Origin of the sequence: Aeromonas sp. 61P, from assembly GCF_051919545.1 — a bacterium.
Lineage (GTDB): Bacteria > Pseudomonadota > Gammaproteobacteria > Enterobacterales > Aeromonadaceae > Aeromonas > Aeromonas veronii.
In genome coordinates, this window is sequence record NZ_JBQBEL010000001.1 from 1,345,001 (window position 1) to 1,370,173 (window position 25,173).

The 25,173-nt window shown below is 58.8% G+C and carries 18 protein-coding genes, 6 tRNA genes, 2 rRNA genes and 1 pseudogene (1 of these 27 running past the window's edge); 11 read left to right on the top strand and 16 right to left on the bottom strand.

Going from position 1 to position 25,173, the window contains the following annotated elements; genetic code table 11:
- Both ACTG2O_RS06595 and rrf read left to right on the top strand, forming a co-directional pair.
- Window positions 1-1,841: ribosomal RNA gene (locus ACTG2O_RS06595) — 23S ribosomal RNA — on the top strand; it begins 1,047 nt to the left of the window's first position.
- A gap of 121 nt (window positions 1,842-1,962) precedes the next feature.
- A 5S ribosomal RNA gene (gene rrf, locus ACTG2O_RS06600) occupies window positions 1,963-2,077 on the top strand.
- Between the two features lie 618 nt (window positions 2,078-2,695).
- Here the strand turns inward: rrf and ACTG2O_RS06605 are convergent.
- A tRNA-Ser gene (locus tag ACTG2O_RS06605) sits at window positions 2,696-2,783 on the bottom strand.
- A gap of 197 nt (window positions 2,784-2,980) precedes the next feature.
- Between ACTG2O_RS06605 and ACTG2O_RS06610 the strand changes: the two genes are divergently transcribed.
- Window positions 2,981-3,730 (top strand): DsbA family protein, encoded by a 750-nt coding sequence (locus ACTG2O_RS06610; RefSeq protein WP_139461907.1) that lies wholly within the window; start codon window positions 2,981-2,983, stop codon window positions 3,728-3,730.
- A 296-nt stretch (window positions 3,731-4,026) separates the two neighbouring features.
- Window positions 4,027-4,929, top strand: a complete 903-nt coding sequence (locus ACTG2O_RS06615; RefSeq protein ID WP_064338862.1) for a sulfite exporter TauE/SafE family protein — start codon at window positions 4,027-4,029, stop codon at window positions 4,927-4,929.
- Here the strand turns inward: ACTG2O_RS06615 and ACTG2O_RS06620 are convergent.
- Both ACTG2O_RS06620 and hemL read right to left on the bottom strand, forming a co-directional pair.
- A complete protein-coding gene (locus tag ACTG2O_RS06620; protein ID WP_439975491.1) occupies window positions 4,862-5,659 on the bottom strand; it encodes a hypothetical protein in 798 nt (265 codons plus the stop codon). The genes ACTG2O_RS06615 and ACTG2O_RS06620 overlap by 68 nt on opposite strands.
- 217 nt (window positions 5,660-5,876) lie before the next feature.
- Window positions 5,877-7,163 (bottom strand): glutamate-1-semialdehyde 2,1-aminomutase, encoded by a 1,287-nt coding sequence (gene hemL, locus ACTG2O_RS06625; protein ID WP_139494971.1) that lies wholly within the window; start codon window positions 7,161-7,163, stop codon window positions 5,877-5,879.
- A gap of 244 nt (window positions 7,164-7,407) precedes the next feature.
- On the opposite strand from hemL, the gene clcA reads away from it, so the two are divergent.
- The 3 genes from clcA to erpA all read left to right on the top strand — a co-directional run bounded on the left by clcA (window position 7,408) and on the right by erpA (window position 10,021).
- On the top strand, window positions 7,408-8,796 hold the full coding sequence (clcA, locus tag ACTG2O_RS06630) for a H(+)/Cl(-) exchange transporter ClcA (protein ID WP_019446454.1): 1,389 nt from the start codon (window positions 7,408-7,410) through the stop codon (window positions 8,794-8,796).
- A gap of 91 nt (window positions 8,797-8,887) precedes the next feature.
- A complete protein-coding gene (locus ACTG2O_RS06635) occupies window positions 8,888-9,583 on the top strand; it encodes a DUF6776 family protein (protein WP_005343032.1) in 696 nt (231 codons plus the stop codon).
- 87 nt (window positions 9,584-9,670) lie between these two features.
- Complete coding sequence (gene erpA / locus ACTG2O_RS06640) at window positions 9,671-10,021, top strand: iron-sulfur cluster insertion protein ErpA (RefSeq protein WP_005340225.1); 351 nt, start codon at window positions 9,671-9,673, stop codon at window positions 10,019-10,021.
- A gap of 138 nt (window positions 10,022-10,159) precedes the next feature.
- Here the strand turns inward: erpA and nhaC are convergent, their stop codons facing one another.
- Window positions 10,160-11,569, bottom strand: a complete 1,410-nt coding sequence (gene nhaC, locus ACTG2O_RS06645) for a Na+/H+ antiporter NhaC (protein ID WP_019446455.1) — start codon at window positions 11,567-11,569, stop codon at window positions 10,160-10,162.
- Window positions 11,570-11,870: 301 nt separating this feature from the next.
- Between nhaC and ACTG2O_RS06650 the strand changes: the two genes are divergently transcribed.
- Entirely contained in the window at window positions 11,871-12,080 is a 210-nt protein-coding gene (locus ACTG2O_RS06650) for a hypothetical protein (protein WP_005357820.1), read from the top strand.
- Here ACTG2O_RS06650 and ACTG2O_RS06655 read toward each other — a convergent pair.
- The 9 genes from ACTG2O_RS06655 to rsmC all read right to left on the bottom strand — a co-directional run bounded on the left by ACTG2O_RS06655 (window position 12,075) and on the right by rsmC (window position 17,076).
- Window positions 12,075-12,347 (bottom strand): late competence development ComFB family protein, encoded by a 273-nt coding sequence (locus tag ACTG2O_RS06655; protein ID WP_005343036.1) that lies wholly within the window; start codon window positions 12,345-12,347, stop codon window positions 12,075-12,077. The genes ACTG2O_RS06650 and ACTG2O_RS06655 overlap by 6 nt on opposite strands.
- Before the next feature lie 109 nt (window positions 12,348-12,456).
- Window positions 12,457-12,542, bottom strand: a tRNA-Leu gene (locus ACTG2O_RS06660).
- Between the two features lie 71 nt (window positions 12,543-12,613).
- Window positions 12,614-12,699, bottom strand: a tRNA-Leu gene (locus ACTG2O_RS06665).
- Between the two features lie 46 nt (window positions 12,700-12,745).
- Window positions 12,746-12,831: transfer RNA gene (locus ACTG2O_RS06670), tRNA-Leu, on the bottom strand.
- A gap of 44 nt (window positions 12,832-12,875) precedes the next feature.
- A tRNA-Leu gene (locus ACTG2O_RS06675) sits at window positions 12,876-12,961 on the bottom strand.
- A gap of 53 nt (window positions 12,962-13,014) precedes the next feature.
- Window positions 13,015-13,100 (bottom strand) — tRNA-Leu (locus ACTG2O_RS06680).
- A gap of 128 nt (window positions 13,101-13,228) precedes the next feature.
- Window positions 13,229-14,689 (bottom strand): glycogen synthase GlgA, encoded by a 1,461-nt coding sequence (gene glgA, locus ACTG2O_RS06685; RefSeq protein WP_236285764.1) that lies wholly within the window; start codon window positions 14,687-14,689, stop codon window positions 13,229-13,231.
- Window positions 14,679-15,896 (bottom strand): glucose-1-phosphate adenylyltransferase, encoded by a 1,218-nt coding sequence (gene glgC, locus ACTG2O_RS06690; protein WP_005340236.1) that lies wholly within the window; start codon window positions 15,894-15,896, stop codon window positions 14,679-14,681. Before glgC ends, glgA begins: the two co-directional genes overlap by 11 nt.
- A gap of 151 nt (window positions 15,897-16,047) precedes the next feature.
- Complete coding sequence (gene rsmC, locus ACTG2O_RS06695) at window positions 16,048-17,076, bottom strand: 16S rRNA (guanine(1207)-N(2))-methyltransferase RsmC (RefSeq protein ID WP_439975492.1); 1,029 nt, start codon at window positions 17,074-17,076, stop codon at window positions 16,048-16,050.
- 281 nt (window positions 17,077-17,357) lie between these two features.
- Between rsmC and dapA the strand changes: the two genes are divergently transcribed.
- A complete protein-coding gene (dapA, locus tag ACTG2O_RS06700) occupies window positions 17,358-18,230 on the top strand; it encodes a 4-hydroxy-tetrahydrodipicolinate synthase (RefSeq protein ID WP_439975493.1) in 873 nt (290 codons plus the stop codon).
- 78 nt (window positions 18,231-18,308) lie between these two features.
- On the opposite strand, the gene ACTG2O_RS06705 is transcribed toward dapA, so the two are convergent.
- Entirely contained in the window at window positions 18,309-19,277 is a 969-nt protein-coding gene (locus ACTG2O_RS06705) for a CYTH domain-containing protein (RefSeq protein ID WP_231720290.1), read from the bottom strand.
- 169 nt (window positions 19,278-19,446) lie between these two features.
- On the opposite strand from ACTG2O_RS06705, the gene ACTG2O_RS06710 reads away from it, so the two are divergent.
- A complete protein-coding gene (locus tag ACTG2O_RS06710) occupies window positions 19,447-20,127 on the top strand; it encodes a TIGR00153 family protein (RefSeq protein ID WP_439975494.1) in 681 nt (226 codons plus the stop codon).
- A 25-nt stretch (window positions 20,128-20,152) separates the two neighbouring features.
- Window positions 20,153-21,417: pseudogene (locus ACTG2O_RS06715) on the top strand (inorganic phosphate transporter).
- Window positions 21,418-21,511: 94 nt separating this feature from the next.
- Here ACTG2O_RS06715 and ACTG2O_RS06720 read toward each other — a convergent pair.
- Window positions 21,512-23,968, bottom strand: coding sequence for a bifunctional aspartate kinase/homoserine dehydrogenase II (locus tag ACTG2O_RS06720; protein WP_346212944.1), 2,457 nt, complete (start codon window positions 23,966-23,968; stop codon window positions 21,512-21,514).
- The gene (gene metB, locus ACTG2O_RS06725; protein WP_439975495.1) at window positions 23,968-25,140 is read right to left on the bottom strand and encodes a cystathionine gamma-synthase; all 1,173 of its coding nucleotides are present in this window, start codon (window positions 25,138-25,140) and stop codon (window positions 23,968-23,970) included. The genes ACTG2O_RS06720 and metB overlap by 1 nt, the downstream gene beginning before the upstream one ends.
- Window positions 25,141-25,173 lie beyond the last annotated feature (33 nt).

Consider the following 25,173-nt stretch of genomic DNA (forward strand, 5'->3'; position numbering starts at 1 on the left):
TTGGCTTAGAAGCAGCCATCATTTAAAGAAAGCGTAATAGCTCACTAGTCGAGTCGGCCTGCGCGGAAGATGTAACGGGGCTCAAACCAGGCACCGAAGCCGCGGATTCACACTTATGTGTGAGTGGTAGGGGAGCGTTCTGTAAGTCTGCGAAGGTGTATCGAGAGGTATGCTGGAGATATCAGAAGTGCGAATGCTGACGTAAGTAACGATAAAGGGGGTGAAAAGCCTCCTCGCCGGAAGACCAAGGGTTCCTGTCCAACGTTAATCGGGGCAGGGTGAGTCGACCCCTAAGGCGAGGCCGAAAGGCGTAGTCGATGGGAAGCAGGTTAATATTCCTGCACGACTTGTAATTGCGATGGGGGGACGGAGAAGGCTAGGTGGGCCAGGCGACGGTTGTCCTGGTGAAAGTGCGTAGGTGGTGTTTCCAGGCAAATCCGGAGACACAACACTGAGACACGAGACGAACACACTACGGTGTGGAAGCCATTGATGCCCTGCTTCCAGGAAAAGCCTCTAAGCTTCAGATTACAAGTCATCGTACCCCAAACCGACACAGGTGGTCGGGTAGAGAATACCAAGGCGCTTGAGAGAACTCGGGTGAAGGAACTAGGCAAAATAGAACCGTAACTTCGGGAGAAGGTTCGCTCTTGATGGTGAAGTCCCTTGCGGATGGAGCTGTCGGGAGTCGCAGTGACCAGATGGCTGGGACTGTTTATCAAAAACACAGCACTCTGCAAACACGAAAGTGGACGTATAGGGTGTGACACCTGCCCGGTGCCGGAAGGTTAATTGATGGGGTTAGCGCAAGCGAAGCTCTTGATCGAAGCCCCGGTAAACGGCGGCCGTAACTATAACGGTCCTAAGGTAGCGAAATTCCTTGTCGGGTAAGTTCCGACCTGCACGAATGGTGTAACCATGGCCATGCTGTCTCCACCCGAGACTCAGTGAAATCGAATTCGCCGTGAAGATGCGGTGTACCCGCGGCTAGACGGAAAGACCCCGTGAACCTTTACTACAGCTTGGCACTGAACATTGAACCTACATGTGTAGGATAGGTGGGAGGCTTTGAAGGCGTGACGCCAGTTGCGCTGGAGCCGTCCTTGAAATACCACCCTTGTATGTTTGATGTTCTAACGCAGGGCCCTGAATCGGGCTCGCGGACAGTGCCTGGTGGGTAGTTTGACTGGGGCGGTCTCCTCCCAAAGAGTAACGGAGGAGCACGAAGGTTGGCTAATCCTGGTCGGACATCAGGAGGTTAGTGCAATGGCATAAGCCAGCTTAACTGCGAGACGGACAGGTCGAGCAGGTACGAAAGTAGGTCATAGTGATCCGGTGGTTCTGAATGGAAGGGCCATCGCTCAACGGATAAAAGGTACTCCGGGGATAACAGGCTGATACCGCCCAAGAGTTCATATCGACGGCGGTGTTTGGCACCTCGATGTCGGCTCATCACATCCTGGGGCTGAAGTCGGTCCCAAGGGTATGGCTGTTCGCCATTTAAAGTGGTACGCGAGCTGGGTTCAGAACGTCGTGAGACAGTTCGGTCCCTATCTGCCGTGGGCGTTGGATGATTGAAGGGAGTTGCTCCTAGTACGAGAGGACCGGAGTGAACGAACCTCTGGTGTTCGGGTTGTCACGCCAGTGGCACTGCCCGGTAGCTAAGTTCGGAATCGATAACCGCTGAAAGCATCTAAGCGGGAAGCGAGCCCTGAGATGAGTCATCCCTGACCCCTTGAGGGTCCTAAAGGGCCGTTGGAGACCACAACGTTGATAGGCGGGGTGTGTAAGTGCAGCGATGCATTGAGCTAACCCGTACTAATTACGTGAGGCTTAACCATACAACACCCAAGAAGTGTTCTAAGGCTTGTAGCAAATACCAAGCGAACTACTAATTCAGTGATAACGACAAGCCACGAGCAACATCGTTATTCACGTCAGCTTTCTGGATTGAAGAATTTGCCTGGCGGCCATAGCGCCGTGGAACCACCTGATCCCATGCCGAACTCAGAAGTGAAACGCGGTAGCGCCGATGGTAGTGTGGCATTCGCCATGCGAGAGTAGGACACTGCCAGGCACTCAATTTAAGAACCCCGCTCATCGAGCGGGGTTTTTTATTAACTGAAACTCAGAAAGCAGCCTGATTTTTGATCGGCCTTATCTCCTTTCCTCTGTTCTTATTGTTACTCGCCGCTGCTTTCTGGTTCCACAAATAGCCTGATGTTCCGCTTGGTACTCTTGAACCGCTGTCGCTCTGTATGGCGGCTCTGGCGTAGTCATGACCGACGAATCCTATGCTCGCCTGTACGCCACGATCTCTTGCTTGCGATCTTTCCTGGGCATCTGCGTCCTGTGTTAGCTGAAGTCTTTCTTTTTTGAGCCCTCTGCTTGTCCATGATTTTGTTAGTCGCCCACTGACGTTATGCCAGAGAGTGTGTTGGCTGTGCTAACACGTAGGCGCAGTGGTTGCTGCTTTGGGTCCTTGTTGTTTGGGGTAATAAGGAATTGGGAAGGGAAACGCGCAGGAACTCAGAGGTTCGATGTTGGTAGGTGATCTTGTGGCAGCTATTTAGCTCGCAGGTGAGAAGATCAAGAAAGGAGTTGAAGAAGACTAATGTGTTGAGATCTATGAGGAGTGGCAAATCGCAGGCAAATAAAAAGCCCACGCAACATGGTTGCATAGGCTCGGTATGAATGGCGGAGGAGGTGGGATTTGAACCCACGGATGGTCGCCCATCGCCGGTTTTCAAGACCGGTGCATTCAGCCGCTCTGCCACCCCTCCGCAGCAGTGCGGCGAATATTACCATGCTGATCCGGCTTGTAAATCCCTGTCCGGTTTGATTGCTGGTTAATTGCGCGAAATGACATGAAAAAGTGGCAATCAGGGCGCATCAAGCGCTTTTTTGGCCAGATAGCTTGACTTGAAAACAGACTCAACCACTATAGTGGCCTCTATCATATCCTCTGAAAGATAACGTTATGACTATTAAAAATGCCCTGTTTTGCGCGCTGGCTGGCGTGACCCTGCTGGCGACGCCGGTACATGCAAGCGAGCTGACCAAAAGCGATGTCGAGCAAATCGTTCGCGACTATCTGGTCAAGAATCCCGAGATCCTGGTCGAGATGTCCAATGCCCTGCGTGCCAAGCAGGAGAGCCAGCAGGCCGAGAGTGACAAGGCGCTGATCAAGGCTCACTCCAAGCAGCTTTATGCCAATCAGGATCCCGAGATGGGGAATCCGAAGGCATCTCTGACCATTGTGGAGTTTTTCGATTACAACTGCGGTTACTGCAAACGGGCCCATCCGCTGGTCAAGCAGCTGATGTCGGAAGATAAAGACATCCGGTACATCTACAAGCAGTTCCCCATTCTGAGCGAGTCCTCCTACTTCGCCGCTCGTGCTGCGCTGGCGGTCCAGCTGGGTCAGCCTGACAAGTACCAGGCGTTCCACGAGAAGCTCTATAGCCATCAGGGCCCGCTCGCTGATGAAGCACAGGTCAAGCAGTTGGCTGTGGCGGCCGGTGTGGACTGGAGCAAGGTGGAAGCCAAGATCAAGGATGGCAGCATTGACCAGAACCTCGGTACCAACCGTGCGCTGGCTGAAGCGCTCGGTATCTCCGGTACCCCGGCCTTCATCATCGGTGATCAGATCCTGCGCGGTGCTCCCCGTGATCTGGCCAGCCTGAAGGGGTTTATCAAGGACGTGCGTGCCGGCAAGAGCATTCAATAAGCGGTTGTCATGGTCGAGTGCCCAGCGCCCCGGCCAGATACAGAAAGAGGGTCGGTATCACTACCGGCCCTCTTTTTTATTATGTCCTTTGGCACAAGTGGTCGTCGCGAAAGGACCATAACAACGTGCTCAGGACCCGGCCTGTTGGCCTCAGTAACAAGTATTAGCAGAGTCGTTCGGAGTCTATTGATAAATATTTCACCTTGCAGAGGCGTGTCGTGAGCATTGCTTAATTCCGGTCAAGATTTTTTCTGCTGCTTGCCTTAGAATCGCCGCCCGTTGCAGGAGAAACCCCTATGTTAGTTGATATTTTACGGCTGGTTTTTATAGCCGGAGGCCTCGTATTCATCTTTATGCTGGTGCAAGCCTGCTGGCGGAAGAAGCAGAGTGGATCCTTTGAGGCGACCCCCTTCTGGCCGGTGGCGCTGATCGGTGGGGTTGCCAACTTCCTCGATACCCTGGGGGTGGGCAGCTTTGCGGTAAAGACCGCCTGCTACAAGCAGTTCAAGCTGATCGATGATCGGGTGCTGCCGGGTACCCTCAATGGGCAGTGCGTGCTGCCGACCGTGACTCAGTCGCTGATCTTCGTCGGCGCAGTAGCGGTGGAGCCGTTGACGCTGATCAGCATGATGATGGCCGCCGCAGCGGGCGCAGCCTGGGGCGCTCGCCATGTGGCCTCGTTTGATCGGCAGACCATCCGGTTGGTGATGGCTATCTCCTTACTGGTCGTTGCAGGGCTTATCTTTGCCGGTCTGCTGGGGCTTTTCCCTGTAGGCGGCGATGCGATGGGGCTCAGCGGCTACAAGCTGGCGATCGCCCTGCTTGGCAACTTCATCTTCGGAGTGCTGATGAATGTCGGTATCGGCTTGTTTGCCCCCTGCATGACGCTGGTTTATCTGCTGGGGATGAATCCGCTGGCGGCGTTTCCGATCATGATGGGCTCCACCGCCGTGCTCAGCGTCTTCTCCGCAGGCACCTTTATCCGCAAAGGGGCGTTTGATGCCAAAGCCGTGCTGGCGGTGGCCATCTTCGGCCCCATCGGTGTGGTGCTGGCAGCCATGCTGGTCAAATCCATGGATATGGAGATGCTGAAGTGGTTGGTTGCCTTTATCGTCATCTATACCTCCTGGACTATGTACGCTTCCTGGCGGGCGGCGCGTCGCTCCCCTGTGCAGCTGACGGTGGAGAGCGCAGGCTAGCCTGTACCAGTGCCGCTTCGGCCTTGGCCCCCAGAAAAACATAGAGGCCAAGCGCCAGCAGCAAACCCACCGCACACCCCATCACTCCGACCGCTGGCCAGAGCAGCTCGCTCTGGCCGAGCGAGCCTTTGAACAGCAGCAACAGCCCCTCGATGGAGACCGCGATCAGTATGGCGGCGATAAAGCGGGTGATGGTGCGGCGAATGGCGCTGTGGCGGAAGATATCCTTATGCAGTAGTACCTCCTCTTCCAGAATGGTCTTGCCCAGATCGAACACCGCCAGTGCCAGCGTCAGGAAGATGATGGCGCTAAAGGCGCCGAGCTGGTTCTGCTGCTCGCCGCACAATAGCTGGTAGAGCTGCTCCAGCCCGTGCCAGATCAGGGTGGCGACGATCAAAAACAGCGCCATGCTGAGCACCACATAGACCGCCTTGAACCAGGGCATGGCGCGGCGGCGCTCCCTGTCTCCCATCAACCAGCCAATCAACTGATTCAGGCAGACGGTGATCTCCCGTCCTTGCCCCTGCACGATAAGGTGCAGCCGGTTATGGGCGGCCGGTGCCGCAGGCTGGATGCACATCGGCCCCTGATAGTGGTCAATGCTGACCACAAAGGGATACCCCTTGAGCGAGACAAGGGGGGCGCTGAGCAGCCCCTGCAGTAGCGGGGTCAACTCCTCCTGATACTCCTGATAGCGCCGCAGCACATCGATGGGGCTCATCTCTGCCATATGGACCTCGGTGACGTGGGCTCTTGTGGTGAATGTGCAAATAGTGGGCCTGCTTTATGACAGGGATGGCAGGGCAAGTTGCACCAGAGGATGACAAATCGGCGGATGATGATGGGGGAATGCACCAGAACTGGGCGTATCGAAGAGCTGTGTGGTGATGAAGGTACTGCGATAGAAAAGGGCCCATGACGGGCCCTTTGCGACCACCAGCGGCGATTTAGCCAGCCAGCTTGGCGAAGCTGCGCTCGGCGGCAGCCAGGGTATGTTCGATCTCCTTGTCGCCGTGAGCCAATGACAGGAAGCCCGCCTCGTAGGCGCTCGGCGCCAGATAGACGCCCTCTTCCAGCATGAGATGGTAGAAGCGCTTGAAGCGTTCCATATCGCAGCGAGTAACCTGCTCGTAGCGGGTGATTTCGTTCTCTTCGGTGAAGAAGAAGCCGAACATGCCGCCCACATAGTTGATGGCGAGCGGGATACCGTGTTTGGCTGCGGCTGCCTTCAGTCCCTCGGCAACACGAGCTGTTTTGGCGCTCAGCTGCTCATAGAGGCCTGGCTCCAGCAGCAGATCCAGCATGGTCAGACCGGCTGCCATGGCCACCGGGTTGCCGGAGAGAGTACCCGCCTGATAGACAGGGCCGGTCGGGGCGATGTGCTGCATCACCTTCTTCTTGCCGCCGAAGGCGCCAACAGGCATGCCAGCACCGATGATCTTGCCGAGGGTGGTGAGATCCGGGTCGATGTTGTAGTGACCCTGGGCACCACGCAAGGAGACGCGGAATCCGGTCATCACTTCGTCCAGGATCAGCAGGGCGCCGAACTCGTCGCAGATGGCACGCAGCCCTTCCAGAAAGCCGGGTACCGGCGGGATGCAGTTCATGTTGCCAGCCACCGGCTCGACGATGATACAGGCAATCTCGTTGCCGTACTGGGTGAAGGCTTCACGCACCGAATCCAGATCGTTGAAGACGCAGGTCAGGGTGTGTTTGGCGAAATCGGCCGGAACGCCCGGGCTGTTCGGTTGACCCAGGGTCAGGGCGCCGGAGCCGGCCTTGACCAGCAGGGAGTCGGCGTGGCCGTGGTAGCAACCCTCGAATTTGACGATCTTGTCGCGGCCGGTGTAGCCACGGGCCAGACGAATGGCGCTCATGGTGGCTTCGGTGCCGGAGTTCACCATCCGCACCTGCTCCATGGAGGGGACGATCTGGCGCACTTTCTCGGCCATCAGCACTTCGATCTCGGTCGGCGCACCGTAGCTCAGCCCTTTTTCCACCGCCTTGATGACGGCAGCCTTGATGGCCGGGTGGTTGTGACCCAGCAGCATGGGGCCCCAGGAGCCGATGTAATCCACGTAGGCCTGACCATCCACATCATAGAGATAGGCGCCATCGGCGTGATCGATGAAGCGGGGCGTGCCGCCGACCCCATTGAAGGCGCGGACCGGTGAGTTGACGCCACCCGGAATGGTCTGGCGGGCCTGTTCAAACAGCTGATCTGATTTTGACATGGATCATCCTTAATGGGATTTTGGTCGTCACACAAGGGATTGCAGCCGATTGAGACTCGGCAGGCCGGAGCATCAGGAGTATGCTTTGCGCTCTCGCCACCCGGACTCTCGGTCTGCTCCCGTGACAAAAATTTAACGGGCCGACTATAGCAGAAAGCCCCAGCTCTGGGCAGCCGAGCAACGCGCCGGGTGATCCTGATCTCAGCTAGCTGACGATATGGTTTTTCCAAGTTGGTGTAACAAGATGGCGCAACAAGCTCTCTCCTCTGAAGCCGATACCTCTGCGCGGGGGCCGCTTTCCCGCATTATCCGGCAAGACAAGATGCCCTTGCTGGTGCTGTTGCTGGCGGCCCTGGTCGGCACCCTGGCCGGACTGGTGTGCGGTCTGTTCGAATCTGGTGTCCACTGGCTGGCAGAACAACGTATCGCCTTGCTGGCAGACCGTCCCTGGTGGCAGCTCGGTCTGCTTGGCTTTGGCTTCAGCGCCTTGCTGGGATTTGTCGGTTACTTCCTCACTCATACCTTTGCCCCGGAAGCGGGCGGCTCCGGCATTCCCGAGATCGAGGGGGCGATGGACGATCTGCGCCCGGTGCGGTGGTGGCGAGTGTTGCCGGTCAAGTTCTTCGGCGGCATCTGTACCCTGAGCTCCGGTATGGTGCTGGGGCGGGAGGGGCCTTCGGTACAGATCGGCGGCAACCTCGGCAAGATGGTGGCTGATATCTTCCGGTTGCCCAAGGAGCATGGCCACGCCCTGTTGGCCGCCGGTGCGGCGGGCGGTCTGGCGGCAGCCTTCAATGCGCCGCTGGCGGGCATCCTGTTCGTAATGGAGGAGATGCGGCCGCAGTTTCGCTACTCTTTTCTGGCCATCAAGGCGGTGGGGATCTCCGCCATCATGGCGACCCTGATGTTGCAGAACATGAAAGGCCAGGGGGCGGTGATCACTCTGCCCCACTACGATGCGCCCGCCCTCAAGGCACTCTGGCTGTTCCTCTTTATGGGGGCCACCTTCGGGGTGCTCGGTTTTGTCTTCAACAAGCTGGTGCTGGCCTGTCAGGATGGCTATCTGGCGTTGCATCAGAACAAGCGCCACCGTTTCGTGGCCATCGGCATGCTGGTCGCCGGAACGTTTGGTGTGCTGTCGCTGTTCGCCCCCTCGGTGACGGGGGGCGGCACCGAGCTTATTCCCCATCTGATGGGGGATGAGTATGCGATGGCAACCCTGTTCCTCATCTTTTCGGTGCGGCTGGTCGCGACCCTCATCTGCTTCTGCTCCGGTGCCCCGGGCGGGGTGTTTGCGCCGACCCTGGCGTTGGGCACCCTGTTTGGCGTGGTGTTTGGCCATCTGTTTCATGCGGCGTTTCCGGAGCTTGGCATCGAGCCCGGCGCCTTTGCCATCGCCGGAATGGGGGCGCTGTTTGCTGCCACCGTGCGTGCCCCCATCACGGGTATCGTGCTGGTCACCGAGATGACCGACAACTATCAGCTGATCCTGCCGATGATGATTACCACGGTCGGGGCGACTCTGGTTGCCCAGTGGCTGGGTGGCCGGCCCATCTATTCCCAGATCCTGGAGCGAACTTTACGGCTTGCCGCGCGTCAAAAGCGGGGTGATGGCAGCGCCACGGCCAGTTAATTTTTCCCTTTATCGCCTGTGACCCCGGTCCGGGCGGTATAGTGAAGGGAGAGGCGCTGCCGTAAATGGCGTGATAACGGGATGAGGGGCTATGTCCAATCTATTGAAGTTATTGGTCGTGTTAGCCGTTGGCGGGCTCATCGGTTACTTTGTCGGTAACCGTCAGGAGCTGGCCCAGAGCAGTCTGTTGGTGGTACAGCAGGAGACGCTGGATCGTCAGGGCAAGGCCATCGGCCAGCTCAAGACCGAATTGGGGGTGAAAGATACCCAGCTGGCGACCCAGAAAGCGGCCTTTGAGCAGTTGCAGACCACCCTGAAGAGTCAGGAGGCGCAGGTGCAGGAGCTCAAACGCCAGCTGGCCTTTTTCGAGCGGATCATGCGCCCCACCGGCGAACAGGTGGGGGTAGTGATCGACAACCTGACCCTGCAGGAGACCAGCATTCCCGGTCGCTACCACTATCGTCTCGCCCTGACCCAGCCCGCCAAAAAGCGGGAGCTGTTCCGTGGTCAGGTGCAGATCCGGGTCGAGGGGAGCCTGGCTGACAAGCCGAAGACGCTGACCGGTCGCGATCTCGGAATGAAGGTGAGCGAGTGGCGTTATGCCCTGCGTTATTTCCAGCTGCTGGAAGGGAATTGGCAGTTGCCGGAAGGCTTTGTGCCGGATCGGATCCGTGTCACCATCAACAAGGACGGCAGGCAACCGGCGCAAGAGCTGCTGGTTGAGTGGGGTGAGGTGATCAAGCCGCTGGTCGCTGCACCGCCTGCTCCGGTTCCCGCGGCCGGTTAAACGTGGTGAATACTTGAACTGAATGGTCGGGTATTGGATAATTTCGCGGTTTCCATGTTTGTGGATCTAATGGTTGTGAGGTCAGTAATGAGTGCAGTAGCAGAAGCCCCGTTGCCCATCCAGATGACGGATGCGGCGGCCAACAAGGTGAAGAACCTGATCACCGAGGAAGAGAATCCCGAGCTGAAGCTGCGGGTATACATCACGGGTGGGGGCTGCTCCGGTTTCCAGTATGGCTTTACCTTTGATGAGAAGATCAACGACGGGGACACCGTAGTCGAGAAGAATGGCGTCACCATGGTGATCGATCCCATGAGCCTGCAATATCTGGTAGGCGGCAGTGTGGATTACACCGAGGGTCTGGAAGGTTCACGCTTCACCGTGACCAACCCCAATGCCACCACGACCTGTGGCTGTGGCTCCAGCTTCTCCATCTGATCGGCATTATCGGTCTGATGAAACGGCTCTCGGCAACGAGGGCTGTTTTTGTTTGTGGTGATCAGTGAACGCCATCAAACAGCATTTCTCTAAAACGATAAAGGCGCCTCGATGGCGCCTTTGTTGTTTCAGGATGGCTTAGCGGGAGCTTGCCGCCGCGACCAGCGGGATCCGGTTCACTGCCTTGCCCATATAGGCGAGGGTGATGGTCACAATGATGCAGGTGAAGCTCAGCCACATGTAGGGCAGGTAGTCGAGGGTTGCCACCCCCAGCACCCCGGCCATGAAGATGCCGTTGTCGCTCCAGGGCACCATGCCGCAGGTGAGGGTGCCGCCAAACTCGGCGTTGCGAGAGAGGTTCTTGCGCGCCAGTCCCAGTCGGTCGTAGTTTTTGGCCATGATCTTGGGGGTCAGGATTAGCGACACATACATGGCCGAGCCAAACACGTTGGCCAGAAACGCGGTGCCGATGGTGTGGCTGGTCAGGCTGCCGACGCTGTTGATGCGCCTCTCGAAGGCGCTGGCGATCACTTCCAGAATACCGACCTTCTCCAGCAGGCCGCCAAACCCGAGACCAAAGATGATGACCGCGACCGAGCCCAGCATGGACTCCATGCCACCGCGACCGAGAATGTTGTCGATAAAATCGATGCCGGAGGTGATGGCAAATGGACTATAAGCCGAGTGCATCGCCTTGACCGGATCCATGCCCTGGAAGGCGATGGCCCAGATCAGGCCTAGCAGGGCGCCGAAGCTGATCACCGGGAAGGCAGGCTTGCGAATGGCCAACAGGCCCAGTACCAGCACCACCGGCACTATGGCCAGCGGGGTGATGTTGAACTGGCTGTCGAGGGCCTCCATCACCAGATTGACCTGCTCCAGGCTGACGTTGCCCGAATACTGCATGCCCACCACGGTGAACAGTACGGCGGTGATGACATAGGAGAGCAGGCTGATGGGCAGCATCCCCTTGATATGCTCCACCACATCGACGTTGGACATGGTAGAGGCCAGCACTACTGAGTCGGAGAGCGGAGAGAGCTTGTCACCGAAGTAGACGCCGGAGAGCACGGCACCGGCTACCAGCGGCGCAGGCACGCCGAGGCTGTGGCCGATCCCCATCATGGCGATGCCGGCCGTGGCAGCAGAGCCCCAGGAAGTGCCGGTGGCCAGCGAGGTCAGGGAGCAGATGATCAGGGTTGCCAGCAGGAAGATGGACGGGTGAATCACCTTGAGGCCGAAGTAGATGATGCTGGGGACTATGCCACCGGCAATCCAGGTGCCGACCAGAGCACCGACGGAGACCAGGATCAGGATGGCCCCCATTCCCTTGGCAACGCCGTCAACGGCTGCCTGTTCCAGGGATTTGTAATCGTGGCCAAGTTTGATGCCAAGCCCCATGATGACGAACCAGGCGATGAACAACGCCAGCTGGATCGGCAGATCGAGCACGCTGGTGAACGAGAATGCCAGGGCCAGGAAAATGGCCAGACAGGCAAATACCTGTGCCATGCCCGGTAGTCGGATGTGGTTTTGTTGGTTTTGCATAGATACTTCCTAAACTCTTGCTCGCCAAGGTCACTCCCTCTCGTCCTGTGGATACATCGATCCCGAGGGGGCAACCCAAAAAGAGGCCGCAATCTACCACAAACCCGGCGGGTTAAAGCCCCATCAAATTGGCAAAAATGCACATTTGATTGAAAAAATCACAAATTAGTTGATCTCATAACCCGTTTTTGAGCGGCCTGTTGACACAAAGGGCCACATACGAAGCTTGCCCGTGACGCCACTTGCATCCCCAGTAGATGAAGATGATAATTATTATCAATTGTTGGTTGGGGAGAAAACAATGCGCTGGATATTGCGGGGTATGATGTTGCTGGTGGCGGTGGCCGTACTCGCATGGGGTCAGGATAAAGAGTACGGCACCTGGAGTGCCGGTTTTCTGCTGGCTGCCTGGGTGATGCTGGAGCCCGGATTGCGGCCCGCCTTGATCTTGCTGCCAGTGGCCGGGTTGACCGGTATCGTTACCCTGCTCTGGCAGCAGCCCTGGTTATGAGCTTTTGACGGGAGCCTGCTTGATCTTCTGCTGTGCCACCTTGAGCGATTCGACCACCAGCTTTTCCATTTCGGTGCGCTTGGCGTCGGTCAGGAAGTAGATCATGTCGACATTGTGGCGAATATAGTGGGCCGGAAGCTGGTTGAGGGTGAGGCAGCAGAGGTCGGCCATCTGATCGCTGTTGAGCTTTTGCTGCAGCCCCTGTTTCTCAATCTCCTTGAGCACCAGATGTTCGTAAAAGTTGTGAATGTCGGTATCCAGTATCATATGCGTTCCTTGGCATGACGATGAGCGGTGAGTCGTCAAAAGCATAGCCATAACAAGGAGTAAAAACAAAAGGCCCATCACTTTCGTGATGGGCCTTTTGCGTAATGAATGGTGCGAAGAGAGGGACTCGAACCCTCACATCCGTGGGACACTAACACCTGAAGCTAGCGCGTCTACCAATTCCGCCACCTTCGCACACTGATTTTCTCCAGCTGGTTTTTAAATGCGGTTGGAGCGCATTGCTCTGTTTTTACATGTCAGAAGCATGGTGCGAAGAGAGGGACTCGAACCCTCACACCCGGGGGGCACTAACACCTGAAGCTAGCGCGTCTACCAATTCCGCCACCTTCGCACATTCGGGTTTCCAGTCTGGATTTACATGCTGTCTGGATAAAGCATGGTGCGAAGAGAGGGACTCGAACCCTCACATCCGTGGGACACTAACACCTGAAGCTAGCGCGTCTACCAATTCCGCCACCTTCGCACATTGTGTTACCAGTTTTGATTTACATGCTGTCTGGAGAAGCATGGTGCGAAGAGAGGGACTCGAACCCTCACACCCGGGGGGCACTAACACCTGAAGCTAGCGCGTCTACCAATTCCGCCACCTTCGCACATTCGGGTTTTCTAGTTGGATTTACATGCTGCTGAATCAGCATGGCAGTATTGGTGCGAAGAGAGGGACTCGAACCCTCACATCCGTGGGACACTAACACCTGAAGCTAGCGCGTCTACCAATTCCGCCACCTTCGCATCACTGCGGAGGGGGATTCTATAGAGTTTTGGGGGAGCGTCAACAGCCAAAGGGGACTTTTTTCGCTGTTGACGCTCAAAGTGGCGCCAAGGGTACAAAACTTCAGCAATCAGCTGACGTTTGGCGTTCAGTAACGGCCCAATGCGCTCTGATACATCCGTTCATACTGGGTGACCGAGTCAGGCCAGTTGAAGCGGGTGCTCATGGCATTGCGCTGTACCTTGGTAAAACGCTCTTTGTCCTGCAGGAAATAGAGCAGGCTGCGGCGCATGGTATCGAGCAGGATGGCGGCAGTCGGATCGTTAAAACAGAAGCCGGTGGCATGCTCGGGATCGGCATCCCAATCCACCACGGTATCTTTCAGACCACCCACGGCGCGCACCAGTGGCAGGGTGCCATAGGCGAGACTGTACATCTGGTTGAGGCCGCAAGGCTCGAACAGAGAGGGCATCAGGAAGAAGTCGGCACCGGCTTCGACCAGATGAGCCAGCCGATCGTCATAGGTGTTGATGAAGGCGAGCTTGCCCGGATAATCCCGGGCCATGGTTTGCAGTTGCGTGGCGAGCGCAGGATCGCCAGAGCCGACGATCACCACTTGTACCTGATGGTGGAGGAATTTCTCCAGCGCAGGGAGCAGCAGGGGAACGCCCTTCTGCTCGGTCAGGCGGCAAACCATGCCGTAGATGGGCAAGTCCGCCACGGCCAGCCCCGCCTCCTGTTGCAGGCTCTCTTTGCAGATCTGTTTGCCAGCCATGTTGTCGATGCTGTAGGTCGCAGGCAGGAATTCGTCGAACTCCGGATCCCAGTCCTTGTAATCGCAGCCGTTGAGGATGCCACAGAGATCCGCGGCCCGTTGCTGGAAGATATGCGCCATGCCGTGGGCGCCGAGGTGAGTCAGCAGCTCTTGGGCATAGTTGGGGCTGACCGCATTGATCTTGTCGGCGTAGAGCACCCCGCATTTGAGTAGATTGACGTGGCCGTAGTCGTAGTTGATGCGGCGTTCGTAGTCGGCGATCTCGGGCATGGCCCAGAACTGCTCGCGGCCAAACACCCCCTGAAACGCCGCGTTGTGAATGCTGATCACGCTGCGGGTCCGCTGAAAGAAGGGGTTGTGGGCGTGACGGGTTTTCAGCAGCAGTGGCAGCAGGCCGGTGTGCCAGTCATTGCAGTGGGCGATATCCGGGGCAAAGCCGAGCTGCTCGCAGGCATGGAGGGCCGCGGCCGAGAAGAAGGCAAAGCGCTCGCCATTATCCGGATAGGCCTGATTGTTCTCGGCGTAGAGCTGGGGACGATCGAAATATTGCGGGCTGTCGAGCAGATAGACGCAGACGTCATCCAGCTCCATCTGGTAGATGCGATAACCGATATCAGGCAGCCCGGGGTGGGTTGGCAACCAGCGTGACGCCACCAGTCTGGCCTCATCCCGTCGCTTTATCGTCTTGTAGAAGGGGAGCATGATCCTGACGTCATGCCCCTTCTGGGCCAGGTACATCGGCAGGGCTCTGGCGACATCGGCCAGGCCCCCGGTCTTGACCAGCCCCTCAACTTCCGAGGCAACAAACAGGATTTTCAGTGGGTTAATAGCCAACTCTTGCTCCCTTAGGTACCACCACGATACCGCCTTCGGATACGGTAAATCGCTCTCTATCGTGGTCCAGATTTTCACCGATAACGGTGCCGGGCGCAATTTCAACGTTTTTATCAATGATGGCGCGCCGGATGGAGCACCCTTCACCAATCTTCACATCCCCCAGCAGCACGGATTCACTGATATGGCTGCACGCGCCGATATTGCAGCGGAAACCGAGGATGGATCGCTGGATCTGGCTGCCCTGAATGAAGCAACCGGCGGAGATCAGCGAGTTGGCGATCTTCACCTTGCACTCGTCGCTGTCGATGAAGGTGGCCGGCGGCAGCGCTGGATAGTGGGTGTGCAGGGGCCACTTGCGGTTATAGAGGGAGAAGGGGGGATTGTCGGCCACCAGGTCCATGTGCGCTTGCCAATAAGAGTCTAGGGTGCCCACATCCCGCCAGTAGACGTGCGGTTTCTCGCCGGGGATGACGTTGGTGCTGTAGTCATAGACATAGACGGGGGCGCGCGGGTAGAGGCTCGGGATCACATCCTTGCCAAAGTCGTGGCTGGAGTTCTCTTCGGCGGCATCCCGCTTCAACTCGCGGCAGAGGGCATCGGTCTCGAAGATGTAGTTGCCCATGGAGACCAGCGCCTGGGTCGGATCGCCGGGAATGTGCTTGGGCTGCTTCGGCTTTTCCTGAAAGCCGATCATCCGCCCTTCGGTATCCACCTCGATCACCCCGAAGGCGCTCGCCTCTTCGATGGGCATGCGAAGTGCCGCGACCGTCATGGCGGCGTTCTTCTGCTTGTGGAAGGTGACCATCTGGCTTACATCCATCTTGTAGATGTGGTCGGAGCCGAAGATGCAGACATGATCCGGTTCGGCCCGCTCGATAAAGCCGAGGTTCTGGTAGATGGCATCGGCGGTGCCGTCATACCAGCGTTTGCCCATGCGCATCTGGGCCGGGATAGGGTCGATAAAGCGGTCGGTGATGCCGACGATATTCCACCCCTTCTTCATGTGCAGGTAGAGGGACTGTGATTTGAATTGGGTCAGTACATAGATGCGCAGAAAGTCGGCGTTGACGAAGTTGTTGAGGACAAAGTCGATCAGCCGGTAGCTGCCACCAAAGGGGACGGAAGGCTTGCTGCGGGTAGTGGTCAGAGGCTGCAGGCGAGTACCTTCGCCACCAGCCAGGATCATGGTCAAAATGCCTGCCATCGTATTTCTCTCCCTGAATTAACAACATGAAAAGGTTTTCAATGTTCGCTATAAAAACACCCCTAAAGGGGTGGTTTTTATCGTGTGCTTAATACCTTATCAGATGCCGGATGGCGCTCTCTAGCTGTTTTATTGTGCTGCTTACACTTATTTACATTTTGCTCAGATAGACCTTGAATTTGGCATCACTGCTGATCACTTCAGTCCGTTTGAAGTGTGTCTCCAGTATAGGCTGGTAGCGCAAGAAGGCGTTGGCAACAATGGTCAGCGAACCATTTGGCAGCAAAAATGCCGGCGCCTTGGCCAGGAACTGCTCGGTCGCCGCATAGAAGGTTTTGAGACCCGCATGGAATGGCGGGTTGGAGACGATGTGCTGGAAACGGGTGGAGACATCCGAATAGACATCGGAAGCGGTGACCTTGCCCTGCAGACCGTTGATCGCCAGGGTGCGGCGGCTCGATTCGAGCGCCAGCGCGCTGATATCCACCATGTTGACCTGCAGATCCGGATTGCGCTTGGCCAGCACAGACCCAATCACTCCGGCGCCACAACCGAAATCGAGCAGCTCGCCCTTCATCGGCGGCACGGCGGCCAGCAGCATCTGGGTGCCGAGGTCCAGCTCGGCGGCGCTGAAGACGCCGGGCAGCGCCAGCACGGTTAGCTCGGTATCACCCGCCTTGCACTGATAGCGGCCAAACCAGCTATCCAGATTGAAGGGGTCAACCGGCTTGCTCAGCTCACCGTGATAGAGGGAGCAGCGGCGGGCCGAATCGCGCTTGATCGGCTTTTCGCCATAGGGGGCCAGCAGCTTGTCGGCGCCATTGATGCCGCCGCGGTTTTCACCGGCGAGGAACAGATCGGCACCCGCTTCCAGCAAGGGGGTCATCATGGCCAGCAGATATTGTGCCTCGGCCTTGGCCTTGGGCATCAGCAGCAACAGGGCATCGAAGCGGGGGGCACCACCTAGCTGGTGGTCGAACAGGATAGCCTCGCCGAGGACGGCCTGCTGGCTGCGGTAGTAGCAGTAATCGGTGGTAAAGACGGTCAGGGTCCGGGCCAGGCTCGCCAGTTGGCGGGGGTAGTCATCCTCCAGCGCGCCGCAGACAAGTAGCCGCTTGCCGACAAAGAGGGCTTGGTTTCGTTCCAGCATCTGGCTGACGGCACTGATTGGGCTGCTCATCGGGTCTCTCCACGCAATTTTGGGCGGCCATTATACATAGCCCCTTTCGCCTTGACATTTATGCCGTGTTCCCGAAATATGCCCAGACACCATTTTTTTGACCAGAGATGACGAAATGCGGTTCAACGGGTTGAAACGAAAGCACAAAAAAAGCCTGAAATTCGGGCCTGCCGACGTTCGCGCGTAACCTCTCATCCCTGAGAAGCTTCAAACCCCGGTTGCGCACATCGTACCGGGGTTTTTTATTGCCATATGCGCGTCATTTAGGAGAAGGAGATCCCATGTTTCAAGGTTCAATCGTTGCGTTGATCACCCCGTTTCGACAGGGAAAGCTGGATGAAGAGGCGCTGCTGCGTCTGGTGGAGTGGCATATCGAACAGGGCACTCACGGCATTGTGCCGGTGGGTACCACGGGGGAAAGTCCGACCCTGACCCACGACGAGCACTGCCGGGTGGTGGAGCTGGTGGTCAAACAGGTCGCTGGCCGTATTCCGGTGATCGCCGGGGCGGGTTCCAACAATTCGGTCGAAGCCATCGAGTACACCCTCCATGCAGAGCGGGTGGGCGCCGATGCCACCCTGCATGTGGCCGGTTACTACAACCGTCCCAATCAGGAGGGGCTCTACCACCACTTCAAGGCGGTACACGATGCCACTGCCAAGCCGATCATCGTCTACAACATCCCGCCGCGCGCCATTGTCGATGTGCAGCCCGCGACCCTGGCCCGTCTGGCCGAACTGCCGCGCATTGCCGGGGTGAAAGACGCGACTGGCGATCTGGCGCGCCCCTGGACCGAACGCCAGCTGATCAAAAAGCCTTTCGCCTGGCTATCCGGTGAAGATGCCACGGCTGTGGCCTACAACATCGGCGGTGGTCAGGGCTGTATCTCTGTGACCGCCAACGTGGCCCCCAAGCTGGTGGCCGAGGTGCAGAACCTCACGCTGGCCGGCAAGTGGCAAGAAGCGCGTGAACTGCAAGACCAGCTGATTCCGCTTCATCAGGCGATGTTTGCCGAGCCGAGCCCGGCCGGTGCCAAATATGCCGCTTCCCTACTCGGTTTCTGCAGCGAGGAGTGTCGCCTGCCGGTGATGCCGCTGTCGGAGGCGACTCGCGAGCGCATTCGCAGCGCCATGCAGCAGCTCAACCTGCTGTAATGCAAAACGGGTGAGCCAAGGCTCACCCGTTTTGTTTTTGGCTTTTGTTTCTGGCCTTTATTTACGACATCGCACCACTCAGGCTGCGTGATGCAGCCAGGCGGCGATGGCCAGCTGCAACTCGACATACGCCGGATAGAGGAAGAGATCGGCCAGTTCGGCAGGCCACTCGTTTTGCTCGTCCGATTCGGCTTGCAGATGGGCGTGCAGGCTGGTCAGAGCTGGCAGCCAAGGTGCGGGTTGTGGCAGCGTGGCCGCACCGCGGGCGACCAGATCGATCCCCTGGCACAGGGCTGCGAGTGCCTGCTGTTGAATGCCTTTATCCTGAGGATGCTCCAGCCAGAGCTGCTCGTGATGCTGCCAGTGACGCAGCCCCTCGCTTACCCCCGTTATGCCATCCATACCTTCATGTTCGACCAGCGCCTGCAGAGCCAGCGGTTTGCCGAGCCCGGCCAGTCGATAGCCGCGCTGGGCCTTGGATTGGGCGCCAAGGCGCAGCCCGCCGATCCTGGCAAGGCGCCGGGCCAGTGCAAACAGCGCCGCGGTAGCGCCTGATTTGAGCTCCAGTTCCAGTTCGTTGATGGTGGTGCTGCCTTGACTGCCGACGATCTCTCCCTGATCCCAGGCCAGCTCAATCTCGGCCCCCTCGAAGGCGATCAGCCAATGGCGGCGTAGGAAGTCGGTACGAAACTGGGCGACCAGCTGCTGCTGAATGTGGTCACGCTCGGTCAGGGTCGGCCAAATTTCATCGGGAAAGGCCGAGAGGGTCGGCAGATCGCCGCTCACGGGAGCGTTGTACTCGGGTCTGGCATGCAGGCCGCCCACCACCTGGCCACGGCATTTGATGGTCTGCTCGGCGAAGGCATCGCAGCGGCGGATCCGCAGTCCCATCTCCAGCTGGCGCAGAGCCAGGGTCGGCGTATCGAAATAGACGTTGCCGAGCTGCTGTTGTGACGATTCTTTAATCTCAAGAGAATTCAGCAGGTTGGATAACTTGGCTTGAATGTCGCGGGCGACAAAAAACTTTATCTCGATCTCAGTTTGCATAGTCATTCCGGGCTGGCAGGCAACTTTGGGGGGCAGGATTCGGGTCGCGGGGATATAATGCCCGCGAGACGACTAGATTAATTCGCGGTTTAATTGAGGGCGCAGTTCGGTTACCATGCGCGCCTCATAAAATCGTATCGAGTGTTTTTTCACCGACACAGGTTTGGCCATGCCAGTAAATACTATTTTGGGGCTTTTTGCCAAGTCCCCCATCAAGCCGCTGCAGAAGCATATCGTCAAGGTTCACCAGTGCTCCCAGCAGTTGGTTCCATTCTTTGACGCCGTTGCCGAAGACCGTTGGGAAGATGCCGAGAAGATCCGGCAGCAGATCGCCCAACTGGAAAAAGAGGCAGATACCCTCAAGCGTGAAATCCGTCTGAAACTGCCTCGCGGCCTGTTCCTGCCGGTTGCACGTACCGACCTGCTGGAGCTGTTGACCCAGCAAGACAAGATTGCCAACCGTGCCAAGGATATCTCCGGCCGCATGCTTGGCCGTCGCATGGAGTTCCCCGCCGAAATGCGGACGGATTTCATGGCTTACCTCAAACGTTGTATTGATGCGACCGCTCAGGCCGAGAAAGCGATCGGGGAGCTCGACGAGCTGCTCGAGACCGGCTTCAAAGGACGGGAAGTGGAAATGGTTGCCGAGATGATCCACCAGCTGGATCTGATCGAGGACGATACAGACACCATGCAGATCGAACTGCGCCAACAGCTGCAAGCGGTTGAGCACAATTACAATCCGATCGATGTGATGTTCCTTTACAAGATCCTCGAATGGGTAGGTGACCTGGCAGATCAGGCCGAGCGCGTAGGCGCCCGTCTGGAACTGATGCTGGCTCGTTCGTAATCGACTGACTGGGTAAACACTACTAATGGACATTATCGCGAATTACGGCACCACTCTGGTGCTCGTGGCGGCCTTGTTCGGCTTTTTGATGGCTTGGGGCATTGGCGCGAATGACGTGGCCAACGCCATGGGAACATCGGTCGGCACCAAATCCCTGACCATCCGTCAGGCGATCATCATTGCCATGATCTTCGAATTGCCGGTGCCTATTTGGCCGGTGGCGAAGTGACGGCCACCATCCGTAACGGCATCATCGACAGCAATGCGTTTGTCGATAGCCCGGACCTGCTGGTGCTCGGCATGATCGCCTCCCTGCTGGCGGCGGGCGCCTGGTTGATCCTCGCCTCCTACTTCGGCTGGCCCGTCTCTACCACTCACTCCATCATCGGCGCCATCGTCGGTTTTGCGGTGGTGAGCATTGGCCCGGAAGCGGTGCAGTGGAGCAAGTTTGGCGGCATCGTCGGCTCCTGGGTCATCACCCCGGCCATCTCAGGTGTTATCGCCTACTTCATGTTCATCAGCGTGCAGAAGCTTATTTTCAACACCGATGATCCCCTGAACAACGCCAAGCGCTATGTGCCGTTCTACATGTTCCTGACTGCGCTGGTGATCTGTCTGGTGACCATCAAGAAGGGGCTGACCCACGTCGGTCTGCACCTGAGCGATGGCGAGGGCATTCTGCTCTCCATCGCCATCTCCATCGCAGTGGCGTTTGCCGGCTGGATCTACATTCGCGGCCAGAAGTACAACCCGCAGGATGACAGCAAGATGCACTTCGCCAACGTGGAGAAGGTGTTTGGCATCCTGATGGTGATCACTGCCTGTGCCATGGCCTTTGCCCACGGCTCCAACGACGTGGCCAACGCCATTGGCCCGCTCTCTGCGGTGGCCTCTATCGTGGCTTCCGGTGGCGAGATTTCCAGTCAGGCAGCCATTGCCTGGTGGATCCTGCCCCTCGGCGGTATCGGTATCGTGATCGGTCTGGCGACCATGGGCGAGAAGGTGATGGCGACGGTCGGTACCGGCATCACTCACCTGACCCCGAGCCGCGGCTTCGCCGCCCAGCTGGCCACGGCCGCGACCGTGGTGATTGCCTCCGGTACCGGTCTGCCCATCTCCACCACCCAGACTCTGGTCGGTGCTGTGATGGGTGTCGGTCTGGCGCGCGGTATTGCGGCGCTGAACCTAGGGGTGCTGCGCAACATCGTGGTCTCCTGGATCATCACCCTGCCTGCCGGTGCCATTCTGGCTATCGCCATCTTCTACGTGCTGCAGGCCTGCTTCTCCTAATCGAAGCGGCATTCAGCAAAAAGCCCGAGTCATCGACTCGGGCTTTTTTTATTGTGCGCGGGAGCTGAGGTGCTGCTCCCTTTGCATATCAGCCTTAGAGGCTGGCGCAGATCTGCCACAGATCGTACTGGATAGCGGCGGCGGTCACTTCCCGGCCTGCGCCCGGCCCCTGGATCACCAGCGGGTTGGTGCGGTAGCTGTCGCTCTCGATGGCGAAGATGTTGTCGCACGGCAAGAGGTTGGCAAACGGGTGGTGGGGCTCCAGCGCCTCCAGTCCGACCCGCGCCTTGCCGTCATGTTCAAAACGAGCCACGTAGCGCAGCACCTTGCCGAGGCGCTTTGCCCCTTCGAAGGCGGTCTGGATCGGGCCATCCAGCTCTTTCAGTCTGTCCATAAACTGATCGGCGGTCACCTTGCGCAGCGTAACGGGCACCAGATTCTCCAGCTCGATATCGGCGGAGTCGAGCTCGAAGCCTGCCTCCCGAGCCAGAATAAGCAGCTTGCGCCGCACATCCTGACCAGAGAGATCCTCGCGGGGATCCGGTTCGGTCAGGCCGTGCTGCCACGCCTCGTCCACCAATTCGGAGAAGGGGCGGGTGCCGTCATACTGCTGGAACAGCCAGGAGAGGGTGCCGGAGAAGATGCCGGAGACCCCCTGAATGCGGTCGCCGCTCTGGCGCAGCATCTGGATGCTGGACTGGATTGGCAACCCGGCGCCCACGGTGGCGTTGTAGCGCCACTGTACCTGATGGTCACGGCAGGTCTGTTTGATGCGCTGGTAGAACTCGCTGTCGGCGGCGCCGGCAAACTTGTTGGCAGCGATGATGTGAATGCCGAGCTGGGCAAAATCCGGATAGTAGCGGCTCACCGTTTCGCTGGCGGTCATGTCCAGCGCAATCAGCGCGTCGAAGCCGTGCTGCTCAAGCTGGGAGAGCAACTCCGGCCAGATCAGCGGCTTGGGATTGAAGTTGTCCTGTACCTTGAGGGGGTTGAGCCCCTCTTCATCGAGCAGGCCCCCTTCCGAGCTGAATACCCCGTAGAGGGTGAGCGCCAGATTGAGCTCATGTTCCAGCCGTGCCTTTTCACGGGCGTAGAGGCTGAGCCAGTGGCCGCCGATATTGCCCTTGCCGAACACCACCAGTCCAACCCGGGTCGGGCGGCTGAAGAGGGCGCTGTGCAGGGCGATGAGCAGCGGCTCCAGCACTACCTGACGCAGCACGGCCACCAGACTCAGGCCATCTCGGGCCACCTGTACGAATTCCAGCGGTTGATCTGCCAGCAGCTGATAGAAGCGGTGACACTGCTCCGCGTTGTCGGTGACACCGGCGCCGACCAGCGCCACCAGACTGAACCCCTCTTTCTGGATGAGGCCGGTGAAGCTCCCTTGCAGCTGGAAGTCGCGCAGCAGCTCGAAGGCGCCTTGTGCCACCTCGAGGGTGTAGGCGAGGCGCAGGATCCGGCGATCCGGCTGGCGCTGCAGGGTGAGCGGGTTGAGGCGGTGACGGGCCAGATGGGCCTCGATGGTGGCCACCGTCTGCTCATAGTTGGTTTGCGGCAGCACCTTCAACTCGATGAGGGCGATCTGATCCACCGAGGAGACGATGCGGGCGCCGCCGGAGCGGGGGGCGCGGCGCAGGATATGGGTACAGCCCTCATCCGGGTTGTAGCTGCAGCGCAGGGTAAGGCGCTGGCGGCTGTCGGCCACAGGTTGCAGGGTGCGCGAATGCAATACCGAAGAACCAAGACGGGCCAGCTCGTTGGCTTCCGCGAGGCTCAGGCGCTCCAGCAGACGCGCTTCCTTCACCCGGCGCGGGTCGGCGCTGTAGACACCGGCCACGTCGCTCCAGATGGTGGTGGATTCGCCGTCCGCCAGCAGCGCCAACAGGCTGGCGCTGTAGTCGGATCCGTTGCGACCGAGCAGCAGGGAGCGCCCCTCCATGTCGGCGGCGATAAAGCCGGTTACGACGATGCGACCGGCATGCTCCGCCAGTCGCGCCTTGAGCAGCTCGCTGGAGAGGGCGGTATCCACCTTGACCAGAGCGCCATCCTCGGCGCGCAGGAAACTGCGGGCGTCGAGCCAGATAGCCTTGTCGCCGCGGCTGGTGAGCAGGGCTGCCAGCAGGCGCGCCGACCACACTTCGCCAAAGGCGAGCAGTCCGTTGCGGGCGAAGCGGTCAAACTGTCCCTCCAGCGTTTTGGCGATCAGCTGCATGTCGTCGGCCAGCTGCTTGCTCAGATCAAGCTGTAGCTCGCCCTCCAGCAGGCCGTCGATCAGGCTCTGCTGATAGGCCTGCAGGGCCGAGATGGCTTCACCGGCGGCTTCGTCCCCCGCTTCGGCCAGCTCCACCAGCTGGATCAGCCGGTTGGTGGTCTTGCCGGCGGCGGAGACCACGATCAGTTCATCCCCGCCCACCTGTTGTTCAACGATACTGGCGACCCGGCGATAACAGACCGGATCCGCCAGACTGCTGCCACCGAATTTGTGGACGTGACGTCGCTTCAAGCCTGCTTCTGTTGCCACCGCGATCTCTCCTTGTTGCTGCTGTTCCATTACTTCGCTACCTGTTCTGCCTGCTGCGCCTGTGCAAAAGCCTGTGCCAGATCGGCCACCAGATCTTCACCGTGTTCAATACCGACCGACAACCGCAGCAGCTGGGCGCTGATGCCTGCTGCCTGTTGTGCGACCGGGGTCATGGCCCTGTGAGTCATGCTGGCCGGATGGGCCACCAGACTCTCCACCCCGCCGAGGGACTCGGCCACCGAGAAGAGGGTGAGGGCCGCGAGGAAGGAGCGAATGCCCGCCTCGCTGCAATCGAGTTCAAAACTTAGCATGGCGCCGAAGCCGGACTGTTGACGGCGCGCAATATCGTGGCCCGGATGGCTCGGCAGGCTGGGGTGATAGATGCGTTTCACCAGCGGCTGCTGTTGCAGGAAGGTGAGGATGCGATCGGTATTCTCCTGATGGGTGCGCAATCTGGGGGCCAGAGTGCGCAGGCCGCGCAGGGTGAGGTAGGAGTCGAACGCCCCGGAAGTGAGCCCCAGACAGTTGGCCCACCACACCAGCGACTCGGCCAGTGCGGCCTCCTTGGCAATCGCCACTCCGCCCACCACGTCGGAGTGACCGTTGATGTACTTGGTGGTGGAGTGCACCACCACGTCGGCACCAAGGGCCAGCGGCTGTTGCAGCAGGGGGGAGAGGAAGGTGTTGTCCACCACCACCTGCGCACCCACCTCGTGGGCGGCGCTGGCAATGGCGCGGATATCCACCACCCGCAGCAACGGGTTGGAGGGGGTCTCCACCCATACCAGCGCAGGCTTTTGCGCCAGCGCGGCGGCCAGAGCGGCCTCGTCACCCTGATCGACAAACTGCACCCGGTAGTGGCCCTTGGCCGCCAGATACTCAAACAGACGCCAGGTGCCGCCGTAGCAGTCGTGAGGGGCGATCAGCAGATCCCCCGACTTGAGCAGGGCAGTGGTGACCAGATGGATAGCGCCCATGCCGGTGCCGGTGACCACGGCGCCTGCGCCCCCTTCCAGCGACGCCAGCGCGTCCGCCAGATTGGTGCGGGTCGGATTGCCGGAGCGGGCATAATCGTATTGACGGGGCTCGCCAAAGTCGGCAAAGGTGTAGTTGCTGGAGAGGTAGATGGGGGGCACCACGGCACCGTGCTGCTGGTCTGTCTCAATCCCGGTGCGAACCGCCAGGGTGGCCTTGTGGGTCATGTTTCTCTCCTTGATGTCTCTTTACACGCCGGC

Coding starts and splice junctions, on each gene's coding strand:
- rsmC (WP_439975492.1), bottom strand. CDS start 17,076: ATGAGCAGCCCAATCAGTGCCGTCAGCCAGATGCTGGAACGAAACCAA.
- ACTG2O_RS06635 (WP_005343032.1), top strand. CDS start 8,888: ATGTCCAATCTATTGAAGTTATTGGTCGTGTTAGCCGTTGGCGGGCTC.
- ACTG2O_RS06710 (WP_439975494.1), top strand. CDS start 19,447: ATGCCAGTAAATACTATTTTGGGGCTTTTTGCCAAGTCCCCCATCAAG.
- nhaC (WP_019446455.1), bottom strand. CDS start 11,569: ATGCAAAACCAACAAAACCACATCCGACTACCGGGCATGGCACAGGTA.
- ACTG2O_RS06720 (WP_346212944.1), bottom strand. CDS start 23,968: ATGGAACAGCAGCAACAAGGAGAGATCGCGGTGGCAACAGAAGCAGGC.
- clcA (WP_019446454.1), top strand. CDS start 7,408: ATGGCGCAACAAGCTCTCTCCTCTGAAGCCGATACCTCTGCGCGGGGG.
- ACTG2O_RS06655 (WP_005343036.1), bottom strand. CDS start 12,347: ATGATACTGGATACCGACATTCACAACTTTTACGAACATCTGGTGCTC.
- ACTG2O_RS06650 (WP_005357820.1), top strand. CDS start 11,871: ATGCGCTGGATATTGCGGGGTATGATGTTGCTGGTGGCGGTGGCCGTA.
- ACTG2O_RS06615 (WP_064338862.1), top strand. CDS start 4,027: ATGTTAGTTGATATTTTACGGCTGGTTTTTATAGCCGGAGGCCTCGTA.
- glgC (WP_005340236.1), bottom strand. CDS start 15,896: ATGGCAGGCATTTTGACCATGATCCTGGCTGGTGGCGAAGGTACTCGC.
- ACTG2O_RS06705 (WP_231720290.1), bottom strand. CDS start 19,277: ATGCAAACTGAGATCGAGATAAAGTTTTTTGTCGCCCGCGACATTCAA.
- erpA (WP_005340225.1), top strand. CDS start 9,671: ATGAGTGCAGTAGCAGAAGCCCCGTTGCCCATCCAGATGACGGATGCG.
- metB (WP_439975495.1), bottom strand. CDS start 25,140: ATGACCCACAAGGCCACCCTGGCGGTTCGCACCGGGATTGAGACAGAC.
- ACTG2O_RS06610 (WP_139461907.1), top strand. CDS start 2,981: ATGACTATTAAAAATGCCCTGTTTTGCGCGCTGGCTGGCGTGACCCTG.
- ACTG2O_RS06620 (WP_439975491.1), bottom strand. CDS start 5,659: ATGGCAGAGATGAGCCCCATCGATGTGCTGCGGCGCTATCAGGAGTAT.
- dapA (WP_439975493.1), top strand. CDS start 17,358: ATGTTTCAAGGTTCAATCGTTGCGTTGATCACCCCGTTTCGACAGGGA.
- hemL (WP_139494971.1), bottom strand. CDS start 7,163: ATGTCAAAATCAGATCAGCTGTTTGAACAGGCCCGCCAGACCATTCCG.